General features: G+C 42.1%; 12 protein-coding genes. 9 read left to right on the forward strand and 3 right to left on the reverse strand.

All coding sequences use genetic code 11. From position 1 onward, the window contains the following. Positions 1 to 2 precede the first annotated feature (2 nt). Positions 3 to 728, forward strand: coding sequence for a peroxide stress protein YaaA (gene yaaA / locus SM122_RS01315; protein ID WP_155169664.1), 726 nt, complete (start codon positions 3 to 5; stop codon positions 726 to 728). A gap of 118 nt (positions 729 to 846) precedes the next feature. Here yaaA and SM122_RS01320 read toward each other — a convergent pair whose 3' ends face one another. Then, positions 847 to 1,293, reverse strand: a complete 447-nt coding sequence (locus SM122_RS01320; protein WP_003001765.1) for a MarR family winged helix-turn-helix transcriptional regulator — start codon at positions 1,291 to 1,293, stop codon at positions 847 to 849. A 357-nt stretch (positions 1,294 to 1,650) separates the two neighbouring features. On the opposite strand from SM122_RS01320, the gene SM122_RS01325 reads away from it, so the two are divergent. The 7 genes from SM122_RS01325 (at position 1,651) to SM122_RS01355 (ending at position 10,639) form a co-directional block, all read left to right on the forward strand. Next, positions 1,651 to 1,998 carry a cell wall elongation regulator TseB-like domain-containing protein gene (locus SM122_RS01325; RefSeq protein ID WP_229042340.1) on the forward strand — a complete coding sequence of 116 codons (348 nt, stop codon included), beginning with the start codon at positions 1,651 to 1,653 and terminating at the stop codon, positions 1,996 to 1,998. Positions 1,999 to 2,014: 16 nt separating this feature from the next. Next, the gene (locus SM122_RS01330) at positions 2,015 to 3,193 is read left to right on the forward strand and encodes a pyridoxal phosphate-dependent aminotransferase (protein WP_070588924.1); all 1,179 of its coding nucleotides are present in this window, start codon (positions 2,015 to 2,017) and stop codon (positions 3,191 to 3,193) included. Between the two features lie 149 nt (positions 3,194 to 3,342). Then, complete coding sequence (asnS, locus tag SM122_RS01335; RefSeq protein WP_003007581.1) at positions 3,343 to 4,689, forward strand: asparagine--tRNA ligase; 1,347 nt, start codon at positions 3,343 to 3,345, stop codon at positions 4,687 to 4,689. Between the two features lie 68 nt (positions 4,690 to 4,757). Beyond that, positions 4,758 to 5,495, forward strand: a complete 738-nt coding sequence (locus tag SM122_RS01340; protein WP_173018780.1) for a DUF1003 domain-containing protein — start codon at positions 4,758 to 4,760, stop codon at positions 5,493 to 5,495. A gap of 58 nt (positions 5,496 to 5,553) precedes the next feature. Beyond that, positions 5,554 to 6,753 (forward strand): MFS transporter, encoded by a 1,200-nt coding sequence (locus SM122_RS01345; protein WP_155124848.1) that lies wholly within the window; start codon positions 5,554 to 5,556, stop codon positions 6,751 to 6,753. 419 nt (positions 6,754 to 7,172) lie between these two features. Next, complete coding sequence (locus tag SM122_RS01350) at positions 7,173 to 8,900, forward strand: ABC transporter ATP-binding protein (protein WP_155124849.1); 1,728 nt, start codon at positions 7,173 to 7,175, stop codon at positions 8,898 to 8,900. Then, positions 8,897 to 10,639, forward strand: a complete 1,743-nt coding sequence (locus tag SM122_RS01355) for an ABC transporter ATP-binding protein (RefSeq protein ID WP_134974770.1) — start codon at positions 8,897 to 8,899, stop codon at positions 10,637 to 10,639. The genes SM122_RS01350 and SM122_RS01355 overlap by 4 nt, the downstream gene beginning before the upstream one ends. A gap of 244 nt (positions 10,640 to 10,883) precedes the next feature. Here the strand turns inward: SM122_RS01355 and SM122_RS01360 are convergent, their stop codons facing one another. Both SM122_RS01360 and SM122_RS01365 read right to left on the reverse strand, forming a co-directional pair. Next, positions 10,884 to 11,624 (reverse strand): amino acid ABC transporter ATP-binding protein, encoded by a 741-nt coding sequence (locus SM122_RS01360; RefSeq protein WP_003007564.1) that lies wholly within the window; start codon positions 11,622 to 11,624, stop codon positions 10,884 to 10,886. Continuing rightward, entirely contained in the window at positions 11,624 to 13,807 is a 2,184-nt protein-coding gene (locus SM122_RS01365) for an amino acid ABC transporter substrate-binding protein/permease (protein ID WP_195326818.1), read from the reverse strand. The genes SM122_RS01360 and SM122_RS01365 overlap by 1 nt, the downstream gene beginning before the upstream one ends. Positions 13,808 to 14,069: 262 nt before the next feature. Here SM122_RS01365 and SM122_RS01370 point away from each other — a divergent pair, with 262 nt between their 5' ends. Beyond that, entirely contained in the window at positions 14,070 to 15,026 is a 957-nt protein-coding gene (locus SM122_RS01370; RefSeq protein ID WP_324737731.1) for a CPBP family intramembrane glutamic endopeptidase, read from the forward strand. The last annotated feature ends 23 nt before the right edge of the window (positions 15,027 to 15,049 follow it).

A 15,049-nucleotide genomic window follows, 5' to 3' on the forward strand; every position in this document is an offset into this window, starting at 1 on the left:
CTATGAAAGTATTAATTCCATCCGCCAAAGAACTGAACGAACAGGCTCGTATCGTCGAGCCCCAACCCTTGTCAGAGAACACAAAAACTATCCTCCAAGCTTTGAAGGCATTCTCCCTAGAAGAATTAGCGACCTTTTACGGGATCTCAGAAGAAAGAGCCCTAGTAGAAAAGGAAAGAATTGAAGCTCTGTTAGCTGGGAGTGCTAAAACCTATCCTGCTTTGGAACTGTTTGATGGCCTTATGTACCGTAGTATCGAGCGTCAAGACTTATCCGAAAAAGAGCAGGCTTATCTGCAGGAGCATTTGTTGATCACGACTGCTTTATACGGTGTACTACCTGCCTATGAAGGGATAGCTCCCCATCGCTTGGATTTTATGATGAAGCTAAAACCAGCTGGAAAATCTCTAAAGGCACTTTGGAAAGAGGACTATGATCAGGCAGTAGAAGGTGAGGAGCAGATCTTATCCCTTTTGTCTTCTGAGTTTGAACAGGTCTTTTCAAAAGCCATTCGTGAGCGAATGATTCGGATCAAATTCATGGAGAATCGTGGTGGGACACTAAAGATTCACTCAACGATTTCAAAGAAAGCACGTGGGGCTATGGTGACAGCCATGATGAAGGAAGAAATCACCCATCTAGAAGATCTGAAATCACTAGAAGTAGCAGGTTTCTCTTATCGTGAGGATTTATCGCAAGAGAAAGAATGGATCTTTGTGAAAGAATAAATAAAAATATTCCTGAGAAGCGTCAGGAATATTTTTTTGATCTGTTAGATAAAGAGAATACACGATGAAAACTCCAAAATAGAGGATTTTGGAGTCAGAATCGTCTTGAGCAGTAGGCTTAGGCGATATGTTTGAATTTCTTCAAGAGTTCTGTCAACTCAGCTTGCTCGCCGCTATTAAAGACTTGCATCAAGCGTTGAATATTTTTGATATGATCTGGAAGAGCTTCTTCGATCTTTTTACGACCGGCATCTGTAATAGATACAAGATAAGCACGGCGGTCTTCTGGATCGGTTTCGCGTGTAATCCAACCATCGCGGACCATATTGCGAATAACCACAGTCATATTTCCAGAGGTCGCAAGAATGCTATCAATTAGATCTTGAATGCGAAGATCGCCTTTGCTGTACAAGGTCTCAAGTACAGAGAATTGAGTTGGTGTCAACTGGTGCTTTTTAAAGATATGAGCCTCAGACGCACGGATCAATCGTTCTGCCTTGTGGAAGACGATCATGGTTTTTAAATCTACGTTTGCTTCTTTGAATAATCTCTTTAAATTTTCCATATCTATATTTTATCAATAAATAGTATTTCTGTCGTTTAATTTTATTTTCAAATTAGTTACAAAATTGTGACAAATTTATTAAACTATGAACAAATGATAGCAAAGGTGTTAATTTTAGTTTGTTTATCAAACAATTTTATACTAAAACATTGTAACAGGTATGAAATATTAGTAACAATTCTTTCTTGAAAATCTATAGAATTCTAGGTGGCTTTGGTGTATAATGGGGGAGTGAAACAGAAAAATAATCTTTTTATAGTATGGCAACATATAATAGGAATCTGTATCTTAGTGTTGACGGTCCTTTTTTCTTGGCTATTTCTTGCTGAAAAAACTTCTGATCGCTTGGAGGATCAAATGGCACAAGCAAGAAAAATAGCCCTGTCTCATTCTTCGATTGCTAGCATTGAGACAGAGAGTTTCTTTCATGGCAAAGAAGCCTATCTTTCCTTTATTGGCAAGGACCAAGAGGGGCAAGAACTAGCGGTTTTGGTGGCGCAGGCGGATGATGCAGTCTATACCTACCCTTTGAAAGAAGGAGTTGGTTCCAAAGAGGCAGCTTCCGTCGTCAAAGAGAAGAGTCAGGACGCGATTGATCGGGTAACTTTTGGACGCTTTAAAGGCAAACCGATCTGGGAAGTCAAGGCCGGGAGCTCCTATTATGTGGTGGATTTCAAGACTGGAAAAGTCACCGGTGTTTTTTAAGATTTGAGGAGGAAATATGAAATTATCAAATCGTGTATTGGAAATGGAAGAAAGTGTGACCTTGGCTGCAAATGCGCGTGCCAAAGCTTTGGCAGCAGAAGGTCGTGATATCTTAAGTTTGACCCTGGGTCAACCTGACTTTGCGACTCCAAAAAATATTCAAGAAGCAGCAGTCGCATCGATCGAGGATGGTCGCGCTAGCTTTTATACGGTAGCATCTGGACTTCCAGAATTGAAGGATGCCATTAGCGACTACATGAAGGAGTTTTATGGCTATGCTGTGAACCGCAATGAAGTAGTGGTTGGTACTGGAGCCAAGTTTATTCTTTATGCTTTCTTTACATCTGTTATCAATCCAGGTGATGAAGTCATCATTCCAACACCTTGCTGGGTTTCTTATGTAGACCAGGTCAAGATGGTAGAAGGAACACCTGTTACTTTCCAAACAACAGAAGAAAATCACTTCAAGGCAACGGTAGAGCAATTGGAAGCAGCACGGACAGACAAGACCAAGGTGGTCTTGCTGAATTCGCCATCCAATCCAACAGGAATGATCTACAGTAAAGAAGAACTCCAAGCAATCGGAAATTGGGCTGTCGAACATGACATCTTGATTTTGGCAGACGATATCTATGGGCGATTGGTCTATAATGGCAATACCTTTACGCCTATTTCTAGCTTATCAGAAGCGATTCGCAAGCAAACGATCGTGATTAACGGAGTTTCTAAAACCTATGCTATGACTGGTTGGCGGGTTGGTTTTGCAGTGGGTGATCCAGAGATTATTGGAGCCATGGCCAAGGTGATCAGCCAAACAACTTCCAACTTAACAACCGTTTCCCAATATGCCGCAATCGAAGCCCTCACAGGAGACCAATCTTCTATTGAGATCATGCGCCAAGCTTTTGAGGAGCGTTTGAATACTATTTATCCTTTGTTGAATGAAGTGCCTGGTTTTGAAGCCATCAAACCTCAAGGAGCCTTCTATCTCTTCCCAAATGTCAAGAAGGCCATGGAGATGAAGGGGTACACGGATGTGACGGAATTTACCACAGCAATTTTAGAAGAAGCAGAGGTTGCTTTAGTAACGGGAGCTGGCTTTGGTGCTCCTGAAAATGTTCGCTTGTCTTATGCGACAGATTTGGATACCCTGAAAGAAGCTGTTCGCCGACTCAAGGCCTTTATGGAAAAATAAAATTACAAGATCCTTAGTAATGAGCTGAGGATCTTTTTCTTTTAAAAAAAAACTTGTTTTCACAGGTAGAATCTAGCACTGAAAGCCTTTTTATGATACAATTAAGAAGATAATGTCTTCGGACAAGTTTAACGAGAAAAGGAAGATGAATGATGACAAAACGGATTACTATCATCGAAGTAAAAGACTATGTTGGTCAAGAAGTGACCATCGGTGCTTGGGTGGCCAACAAATCAGGTAAAGGAAAAATTGCTTTCTTGCAATTGCGTGACGGGACTGCCTTTTTCCAAGGTGTGGCTTTTAAACCAAACTTTATCGAAAAATTCGGCGAAGAAGTGGGGCTTGAAAAATTTGATACCATCAAACGCTTGAGCCAAGAAACATCAGTGTTTGTAACTGGTATTGTCAAAGAAGACGAGCGTTCTAAATTTGGTTACGAATTGGATATTACAGACATCGAAGTGATCGGTGAATCTCAAGATTACCCAATCACTCCTAAAGAACACGGGACAGACTTCTTGATGGACAACCGTCACTTGTGGTTGCGTTCACGCAAACAAGTTGCCGTTATGCAAATCCGTAATGCTATCATCTATGCAACTTATGAGTTCTTTGATAAGAATGGCTTCATGAAGTTTGATAGCCCCATTCTTTCAGGAAATGCGGCGGAAGATTCAACTGAATTGTTTGAAACAGACTATTTCGGAACACCAGCCTACTTGAGCCAATCAGGTCAGCTTTATCTGGAAGCTGGTGCTATGGCTCTTGGTCGCGTCTTTGACTTTGGTCCAGTATTCCGTGCTGAAAAATCTAAGACTCGTCGTCACTTGACTGAGTTCTGGATGATGGACGCTGAGTACTCTTACTTGACACACGATGAGTCACTTGACTTGCAAGAAGCTTATGTCAAAGCTTTGCTTCAAGGTGTTTTGGACCGTGCTCCTCAAGCTTTGGAAACCTTGGAACGTGATACAGAGCTCTTGAAACGCTACATTGCTGAACCATTCAAACGGATCACCTATGATGAAGCCATTGATCTCTTGCAAGAGCATGAAAATGATGAAGATGCGGATTATGAGCATTTGGAACATGGTGATGACTTCGGCTCACCACATGAAACTTGGATTTCAAACCACTTTGGTGTGCCAACATTTGTCATGAACTACCCAGCAGCTATCAAGGCCTTCTACATGAAACCAGTTCCTGGAAATCCAGAGCGCGTGCTTTGTGCAGACTTGCTTGCTCCAGAAGGCTATGGAGAAATCATCGGTGGCTCTATGCGTGAGGAAGACTACGATGCCCTTGTTGCAAAAATGGATGAACTTGGCATGGATCGTACAGAGTATGAATTCTACCTTGACCTTCGTAAATACGGTACAGTTCCACACGGTGGATTTGGTATTGGGATTGAGCGTATGGTAACCTTCGCAGCTGGTACAAAACACATCCGTGAAGCTATTCCATTCCCACGTATGTTGCACCGTATTAAACCTTAATAGACGTAAAAACGCCATTAGGCGTTTTTCACTTTTATCTGCTTCAAAAAACTATGAAAGGAATTTCAATGCTGAAAATAGACATCATTGATGGGAAAGAATACGAAGAAGGCCAAGGATCTTTGATTGCGGATCTGGACCATTCCATTCAACAGATGCTCAAGACATCCTATCCGGAAAGTCAAATGGATGATTTTATCACGTATAAAAATTTGAGCCAATATTGTATGGATTATCTAGGTCAGATTATTGAGCGTGCCAATGATAAAAACGAAGCCATTAAACAGCAGGTGACAGGTGTCATGCCCGAAAGCGAGCGCCCCTTTAACGTTGAAGACCGCTTGACAGCCAGCTATACCTTCGGTCAGCGGGTGGCGGATTCTGTTGCGCGCTTCGGTGGTTCTTGGACCTTTATTATTAGCTTCATCATGATGATGGCTATCTGGATGTTGATCAATGTCTTGCATCCCTTTGGCTGGAATTTTGACCCTTATCCTTTCATCTTGCTCAATCTAGCACTTTCTACGATTGCGGCGATTCAAGCTCCTTTGATCATGATGAGCCAAAACAGGGCGGCAGATTACGATCGCTTGCAAGCACGAAATGACTTTAACGTCAATATGGAATCTGAACGGGAAATTCGCTTGTTGCATACGAAGATTGACCATATGGTGCAACAAGACCAGACGGATTTACTGGAAATTCAAAAGTTGCAAACCGAATTGTTGGTGTCCTTGTCTAATCAAGTGGCCCAGCTGCGTCAAGAAATGGATCAAGAAAAAATGAAGGAGGTGGAGAAGATGTAGGCAAATCTAAGTAAGTCTTTTAGAAACACTTATATAATCTATTGAAAGAGGAAAAACAATGTTTAAAAGAACTTACAAACGCAATATTTCACTCCTAGCAGGTCTGGAATTTACATCTTATTTTGGAATCACCAGTTTTTGGATTCTCTTTTTTATTCAAAATGGTCTTTCTTTGCTTCAGATTGGTTTATTAGAGAGTATCTTTCATGGGACGAGTCTCTTGTGTGAGATCCCATCGGGAATGCTAGCCGATCGCTTTAGCTACAAGACCAATCTCTACTTGGCTCGCTTGTCCAGTATTGGATCTTCGATCTTGATTTTATTTGGTCAGGGGAATTTTTGGATCTATGCCATTGCCATGATGGTCAATGCTTGGTCTTATAATTTTGACTCGGGGACCAGTACAGCTTTCTTATTTGATTCAGCAGTAGAAGCGGGCCAAAAGGACCGTTATCTTCAGATTTCTAGCTTTTTGTCTGGGGTGGCCGAAGTCACCCGAACGTTAGGTACAGTGGTGGCAGGCTTCTTGATTCACGGAGCATTGGCTTGGACCTATTATATTGCTATCGGGCTATCCTTGATTTCCATTCTTTTGATCTTTCTAATGAAAGAGCCAGAGAGCAAGAGTGATGAAAGAAGTCACTTGACCTTAAAGCGGATATTGGAGGTAGTGAAACAAGAATGGCAGGAAAAACCAGTCTTGTTTTACTGGATGCTCACCTATCAGTTGGTAGGGACCATCATGTGTATGTTTTATTTTTACTACCAACAGAAAATTAGTGACTTAACTAGTTGGCAAGTTTCGCTTATCATGTTGATTGGTAGTGGATTCAATCTCCTAGCGGTTTATTTGGCCAGTCAAATCGGGAAAAAATGGAATAGTAATCAAGTCTTTCCGATTCTGGTTGCACTGACTGGGTTGGCCTTGTTTTTGGTAGGTTTGAAGACTCCATTCGCCTATTTGAGTGTCTATCTCTTGACCAATGCCCTTTATGCAGTTTATCAACCCATCTACTACAATGATTTACAAGCTTATCTGCCTTCCAGTGTGCGAGCAACCATGCTGAGTATCAATTCGATGATGTTTAGTCTATCTATGATTGTCATCTTCCCTTTGACTGGTTGGTTGATCGATACTTGTGGATTTGTAGCAGTCTTTCTTGTGCTAGGCCTTATAACATTCCTATCTTTCCCTCTCTTACTGATTGGTTTAGGGAGAATGGGCAAGACCTTAAGCGAGGTGACAAAGACTGAATAAAACTTATAGGGTTCTTGAGTCTAACAAGATTTAAATAGCAGAAAAACTGAACAATCCTTCTATGCTATGTAGGAATAGTAAGATTGAAGACAAAGTCATCTTAGAAACTTTCCTTAGGCGAGGACGGACGTCAGCGAACTTCTATGAAGTTCCATGACTAATTATTGAGCCTAAGGTCTCAATAATTCCGAGTGCTAGAAACAATAGTGTTTCTAGCACTTTTCTCACAGCGGAAAGTTTCAGTAGATGATTGAATAGCTCTAACAAATAAAATTATTTTATCTTTATAGAAGTTAATTAATTTGTATAAAAGAGCAGTTTGTCTACGTTCTCATACTCTCTGCTTGGCAGGGAGAGTTTTTTTGTCAGTTATAATTGTGGTAAAATAGGTATATCCTATTTAAAAAGAATCGAGTTGTATGAAATCATTATTAAAGTATTTTAAGGGCTATCTATGGGAAACTTTTCTAGGGCCCGTTTTTAAACTCTTAGAAGCTATTTTTGAATTGTGTGTCCCCTTAATCATCGCCCACTTAGTCGATCAGGTCATTCCGAAAAAGGAAACGAGCGCAGTGGTGATGACGGTCGGTGTTTTGTTTTTATTTGCGAGCTTTGGTGTCGTCGTAGCTATTACGGCCCAGTATTTTTCTTCTAAAGCAGCTGTCGGCTTTACCCGCGAGATGACCAAGGATTTGTATGAGAAGATCTTGTCGCTTCCAAAGGACAAACGAGATAGGATCGGGACTTCTAGTTTGGTAACCCGTCTCACTTCGGATACTTATCAAATCCAGGTTGGGATCAACCAATTCTTGCGCCTCTTTTTGAGGGCACCGATCATTGTCTTTGGTTCTATCATCATGGCCTTCACCATCAGTCCCAAATTAACCCTTTGGTTCTTGGGGATGGTGGCGATTTTAACCTTGATTATTGTTACCATGTCACGGATTGTCAATCCGCTCTTTGCTAAGATTCGGAAAATCACAGACCGAATGGTCACGGTGACGCGTCAGCAATTTCAAGGGATGCGGGTGATTCGGGCCTTTGGACAACAGTCTAGTGAATTAGAGGACTTTAGAGAGGTCAATCAGGACTACAAGATCTGGCAAATTCGCGCTGGTATCTGGTCTAGTTTGGTGAGTCCCTTGACCTTCCTTGTTGTCAATACGACCTTGGTTTGTGTCATTTGGCAAGGACAATTGAATATCTCTGCTGGTCTTTTAACCCAAGGGATGTTGGTCGCTTTGGTCAATTATTTATTACAAATTTTAACAGAATTGATCAAACTGGCGATGCTGGTCACGTCTTTAAATGTCAGCTATATTTCAGCTAAGCGTGTTCAAGAGATTTTTGATTTGAAGGAAGAAGACCTCTTAGAAGCTCTGCCAGAAGAAACTGCAAGAGAGCAAGAAGCGATCAGCGCACAGAAAGTTACTTTCACTTATCCAACGGCTTCAAGCCCAGCTCTAGAAAATATTTCATTTGATCTGGATCATGGACAGATGTTGGGAATTATCGGTGGTACAGGATCAGGGAAATCCACCCTGGTTCAGTTATTGAGTCATTTGTATACCGTGAGTCAGGGAAAATTAGCCCTCTATCATCAAGGTCACTCTCCTAAAACTCTCAAGGAGTGGCGGGAGTGGGTAGCTGTTGTCCCACAGAAGGCAGAGCTCTTTAGAGGAACCATCCGCTCGAATCTCTTACTTGGAATGGAAGAAAATCTATCGGATGAAGATTTGTGGTGGGCCCTAGAAACGGCTCAGGCGGCTGATTTTGTCCGTGAAAAAGAAGGACAACTAGATGAGCAAGTGGAAGCCTTTGGTCGAAATTTCTCAGGTGGGCAACGTCAGCGTTTGACCATTGCGCGTGCCCTTTTGAAGAAGGCTCCTTTCTTGATTTTGGATGATTCAACCTCCGCCTTGGATTATTTGACGGAAGCTCGTCTCTTAAAATCGATTAAAGAAGAATTGAGTGATACGAGTTTGATCTTAGTATCACAACGAACCAATAGTCTCAAGTCTGCTGATCAGATTTTGGTCTTGAACAAGGGACATCAAGTTGGACTGGGAAATCACGATTTCCTTTTGTCTACCAATGAGATTTATCAAGAAATTCATTATTCACAACACGAGAGGGAGGAAGCATGAGTCAAAAACGTTCTAGTTATTTAAAACGTCTGTTTAGAGATTTTGCCAACCATCCCGGGCTTCTGATTCTAGCTAGTCTCGGAACCATCGCTCAAGTGGCCTTAACGGTTTGGTTACCGATCCTGATCGGACATGCAGTTGATTTAGTCATCAATCCTCAAGGGATGACAGTCTTATGGCCTGTCTTGATCCAAATGGTTCTGGTCATTGTGGCCAATACCCTGATCCAATGGATCAATCCTCTTGTCTACAATCAATTGGTCTATCGGTTTAGCCAAAGCCTGAGAGCAGAAGTGATGGAAAAAGTACACCGATTGCCCTTGTCTTATCTAGATAAACAAGGGAGCGGGGACTTCGTCAGTCGCCTCACGACCGATGTAGAGCAACTTAACAGTGGTCTTCTGATGGTCTTTAACCAGTTCTTTGTTGGCCTCTTAACCATTCTTGTGACCATCGTTACCATGGCAGAATTGGATTTCTTTATGATGGTGGCGGTTCTGGTCTTGACCCCTTTATCCCTGGTGATTGCTCGTTTTATTGCCAAGCGTTCTTATACGCTTTTCCAAAAGCAGACCCAGGCGCGTGGTCTTCAAACTCAATTGATCGAAGAGTCTTTGACCCAGGAAAGCTTGATCCAGTCCTTTAATGCTCAGGATCAATTCCGTACGGCTTTTAAGGGGACGAATGAAAGCTATGCCAATTATTCCCAATCCGCTGTCTTTTATTCTTCAACTGTCAACCCTGCCACTCGCTTTGTGAATGCCTTGATTTATGCGGTAGTGGCTGGATTTGGTGCGGTTCGTATTATTTCGGGATCTCACTTTACTGTCGGTCAATTGGTGACCTTCCTCAATTATGTCAACCAATACACCAAGCCTTTTAATGATATCTCTTCTGTCTTGTCAGAACTCCAAAGTGCCCTTGCCTGTGCAGAGCGTTTGTACAGCGTCTTGGATCAAGCTGAGGTCGAAGAGACAGGGCAACGGGTTCTGGAAAGTCAGGATGTCAAAGGTGCGATTGGTTTTGAACACGTCACATTTGGCTATGATTTGGGGCGGACCTTGATCAAAGATTTAACCATTCAGGTTCCAGCTGCCAGTAAAGTGGCCATTGTAGGGCCTACAGGAGCAGGAAAATCGACCTTGATTAATCTGCTCATGCGTTTCTACCCTGTTAATTCTGGAGAGATCACGATTGATGGGGTGCCAATTACGGACTACACCCGTGCTTCTTACCGCCAACAGTTTGGTATGGTTCTACAAGAAACCTGGCTCAAGGTTGGGACCATTCATGAAAATATCGCCTTTTCTCGTCCAGATGCAACTAGAGAAGAAGTTATAGAAGCAGCCAAAGCGGCCAATGCAGATTTCTTCATTCGGCAGTTGCCACAAGGGTACGATACGTATCTTTCAGATGCTGGAGAGTCTTTGTCTCAAGGTCAACGCCAACTCTTAACGATTGCGCGAGTTTTCCTTTCAGTTCCTAAGATTTTGATCTTGGATGAGGCTACATCCTCTATCGATACTCGGACGGAAGTCTTGATTCAAGATGCCTTTAATCAGCTCATGAAGGGACGGACTAGCTTCATCATTGCTCACCGCTTGTCGACCATTCAAAATGCCGATATGATCCTTGTCATGGTGGATGGCGATATTGTTGAGCATGGCACTCATGAAGAGCTAATGCAAGCGCAAGGTGTGTACTATAAGATGCAGACAGCTCAGCAACAGATTAGTTAAAATGAAAAGAGAGTGGGACAGAAATCGGTAATTCGTTAGAATTCGATTTCGTCGTCCCACCTCCGCACAGTTGAGTAGGGCTTTAAAAGCTGATGAAATCAGCGTAGTAGAGCCCACTCAACCACTGCGTCTTGCTCGACAATCCAAAAATAATTGAGAGGCTAGGACTTTTGTCCCAGCATCTTTTTTCGTCTAAAAAAACATCTAGCAAAATTGCTAGATGCTTCAAAAACCACCTTTTTTTTTAAACGTTTAGAACCTTATCCAAGAATTCTTTCAAACGTGGGTGTTGTGGGTTGTCGAAGATTTGGTCTGGTTTGCCATCTTCGAGGAATTCACCGTCTGCTGTGAAGATGACGCGGTTGGCTACTTGGCGGGCGAATCCCATCTCGTGGGTAACGATGATCATGGTCATGCCTTGCTCTGCCAACTCTTTCATAACGTTCAATACATCTCCAACCATCTCAGGGTCAAGGGCAGAAGTAGGTTCGTCAAAGAGCATAATATCTGGATTCATAGCAAGTCCACGTGCGATAGCCACACGTTGTTTTTGACCACCGGAAAGGCTGTTTGGATTGGCATCGGCTTTATCTGCGAGACCAACTTTTTCCAACAATTCCATCCCGACTTTTTGAGCTTCTTCACGTGTCATTAGTTTGTGCTCTACTGGCGCAAACATAATGTTTTCAAGGACGCTCATGTGAGGGAAGAGGTTGAAGTGTTGGAAAACCATCCCGATATTTTCACGGACCAAATCAACATTAGTTTTTGGATCGGTTAGATCATATCCATTTACGGTAATTTGACCTTTTGTCACTTCTTCGAGGAGATTGAGACTACGAAGGAAGGTCGATTTACCAGAACCGGACGGTCCGATAATGCAGACCACATCCCCTTCGTAGAATTTTGTTGAGATTCCTTTTAAGACCTCATTTTCACCATAGTATTTGTGGAGGTCATGGACATCAATTTTTAATTTAGCCATTAGTTAACCTTCTTTTCTAATTTTTTTGCAAATCGTGTTAGCAAGGTGATAATCACGAGGTAGAAGACGGCAAGGATCGCATACATCTTGAAACTTTGGTAGTTTCGAGCGATGATGATCTTACCAGTTTGGAAGAGTTCTACCAATCCGATCGCAGATACGATAGTCGTATCTTTCAGGGCAATGACGAATTGGTTAACAAAGTTTGGAAGCATGAGTTTGGTTGCTTGTGGCAAGATGATCTTGCGCATGGTCTTGCCATAAGAGATCCCAAGGCTTCGGCTGGCTTCCATCTGTCCAATCGGTACAGCTTGGATCCCCCCACGGACAATTTCTGCGATATAGGCAGCAGCATTGAGAGAGAGGGCAATGGTACCTGCAACAAAGTCGTTGATTGGGGATTGATGACCTGTGACCGATTCAATCAAGTTTGGAATTCCCCAGAAGATGAAGGCGGCAAGGATCATGAGTGGGATCCCACGAATAACATCGACAAAGATTTCAGCAGTCCAGCGGAGCCATTTATAAGGGCTAACACTAAACATCCCAAAGATAACACCGATCACCATAGCAATGGCGAAAGAGAGAAGGGCAAGAGCAAGAGTCACACCCAAACCACTTAACAATTGTTTGTAGTTGTTTTGAAGTAAGCCCCAGATCGTTGTTTCATCTGCTGTTGTACTTGAAGTACTTGATTTGCTACCTACTTTAAGGTATTTATCGAGAATCTTTTGGTATTGACCGCTTTTCTTCAAGTTTGCAAGACCGTTATTGAACATTTCGATCAATTCAGGATTTTCACCCTTCTTAACGGCAAATGCTAGTTGACCACTTGGAGTCCCTTCGATAGGTGTTTTGAATTTACGTCCTTGTTTAATAGCGTATTTGATAACAGGTTCGTCATCCATGATCGCTGCGACAGAACCAGAATTCAAACTATCATACATAGAAGATCCGTCAGAGAACGTTTTGATCTTGTAACCATATTTCTTTTGGTTTTCTTCAAGGAAGTTTTGTGAGGAAGTACCGTTTTTAACACCGACTGTCTTTCCTTTAAGGTCATCATAAGAATCAATCTTGCTGCTTTCTTGAACGGCTAGAATAGAATTGGCCGTGTAGTATGGTTCAGAAAAATCAAATGTTTCTTTCCGAGCATCTGTTACGGTCATCCCTGCGATCATTCCTTGCGCATGGCCGGATTGGACATCACTTACCGCTGCGTCAAATCCAGGATTATTAATTTCGATGGTAAATCCTTGGTCTTTGGCAATAGCCTTGATCAAGTCCATATCGATCCCTGTGTATTTGTTTTTTCCATTTTGGAAGACAAATGGTGCAAAAGATGAGTCACTTGAAATGCTATATTTTGATTTTTTAGGAGTTGCTTTTTGACCAGCAGGAGTAGTGGTTTCTGGAACGGCACTGTTACTTGATGATTGGCTTTCACCTGTCCATTTCTTGATGATCTCATCAAGTGTTCCATCAGCTTTCATTTTAGCGAGGGCCTTGTTAAATTCAGTGATCAACTTTTCATGCTTACCGCCTTTTTTTACACCAAAGGCAAAGCCACCGACTGCTTCCCCGTCCATATTGATAGCTAGGTCCTGACCCTTTTGGATGGCGTATTGAATAACAGGTTGGTCATCCATGACTGCATCGACCGCACCAGCTGATAAACTGTTGTACATGAGATCACCAGTATCAAAGGTCTTGATCTTGTAGCCGTACTTGTCCTTGTTTTTATCGAGGAAGCGTTGGGCTGCAGTTCCGTTTTTAACACCGACTGTCTTCCCTTTTAATTGGCTGTACTTCGTGATTTTATCGGCTTTCGTAGTCGCGATGACAACTTTTGTATCGTAGTAAGTATCAGACATGGTGAAGACTTTTTCACGTTCTGTTGTTTTGGTCATCCCGGCCATGATGGCATCCGCTTGACCAGCTTGAACTGCATTGACCGCTGCATCAAATCCAGGGAAGGATTTATCCAAATCCCAGCCATTGATTTCAGCGACCTTGTCCAAGATCTCTACGTCAATTCCTTTATAGGTTTGATCTGAATCCTTAAATTCAAACGGTGCATATGCTGTGTCGAAAACGACCTTGATCGTTTCAGCATGAGCATGACCAGCGAATGCAACGAATGGAAATAAGAAAAGCAAACATGCTAGTAATTTTTTCTTCATTTCTGTCTCCTTTTAATTCTTTTCTCTTTGGGTATTTGACCCTTGAGCACATTGACCAAAGGATGGCCTTAAAAAAACAAATCATTCATACCAAAACGAGTATGAATGGTCTTATGTTTTTCTACAAGAGCTATTTTATCAGAAAAGACTTTGCTTTGCAAGAAAAATCTAGTTTTCATGTTAGGTTTTCTGACATGAAACAATATTGCAGCTCTGGATTTTCTTTGTTACAATGGACCTATTAGATAAATGGAGGTTGATCATGAAGAAAGGAAAGATCATTCAGGATATAAAAACAAACACATCTATGCCAGTTCTTATTTCTACACTATTCTATGTATTTTTAGCCTCCCTCTTTATAGAAGGGGGACTATGGCTTGGTAGTGAATTGGTGGGACCATTTTCCTTAGTGATAGGTTTTCTGGCGGAGTTCTTTTCACCAGGAAATGGGACAGCAAGTATTCAAGAATTTTTCTACCATTATCTTCTCTATTATGAGCTTTTCAGTTTTGTAATCATACTATTTCTCTTTATTTTTTGGGTGAAGGTCATAGAGAAGAATGCTTTATCAAGCTTAGGCTTTGTAAAAAGAAATTGGCTCAAGTATCTAGTCTGGGGGATCATGATTTCACTTGTTCAAATGGGAGTGATCGCGCTTGTCTACCAAGTAAGTGGCATCGGGTCTTTTGTGTTAAATGAGCTCAGTTTAGAGCCCTTGCTTTTTATCCTAGGATTATTTCCATTTTGGCTTCTGCAAGGGGGGACGGAAGAAGTAGCGACGCGAGGTTGGCTTCTGACTCGGATTGCTGCAAGAACTAATCTGCCTTTAGCGATCGCGATTTCTAGTTGTCTCTTTGGTATTCTACATATGGGAAATGCAGGAGTGACCTTCTTATCCGTTCTGAATATCATCCTCGATGGAGTGCTAGCTGGTCTGCTTTTTATCTATACGGATAGTATCTGGCTAGTGGTCGCCCAACACGGCACTTGGAACTATGTACAAGGAAATCTCCTTGGTTTTCAAGTCAGTGGCTCAGGCGCAGATGCGTCTATCTTTAGCTTTACCATGGGTTCAGGACCTGACTGGTTGACCGGAGGGGAATTTGGAGCAGAAGGATCGATCATCACCACTCTGGTTCTTCTTGTATCCCTAGTGATTGTCTATCGCTTAGGGGAGAGGAAAGAAAGAGTTGATAATGAACAAGTGTGTCATGACTGACAGGAAATGATGATGAAAATGAA

The organism is Streptococcus gingivalis, from assembly GCF_035544715.1.
GTDB lineage: Bacteria > Bacillota > Bacilli > Lactobacillales > Streptococcaceae > Streptococcus > Streptococcus gingivalis.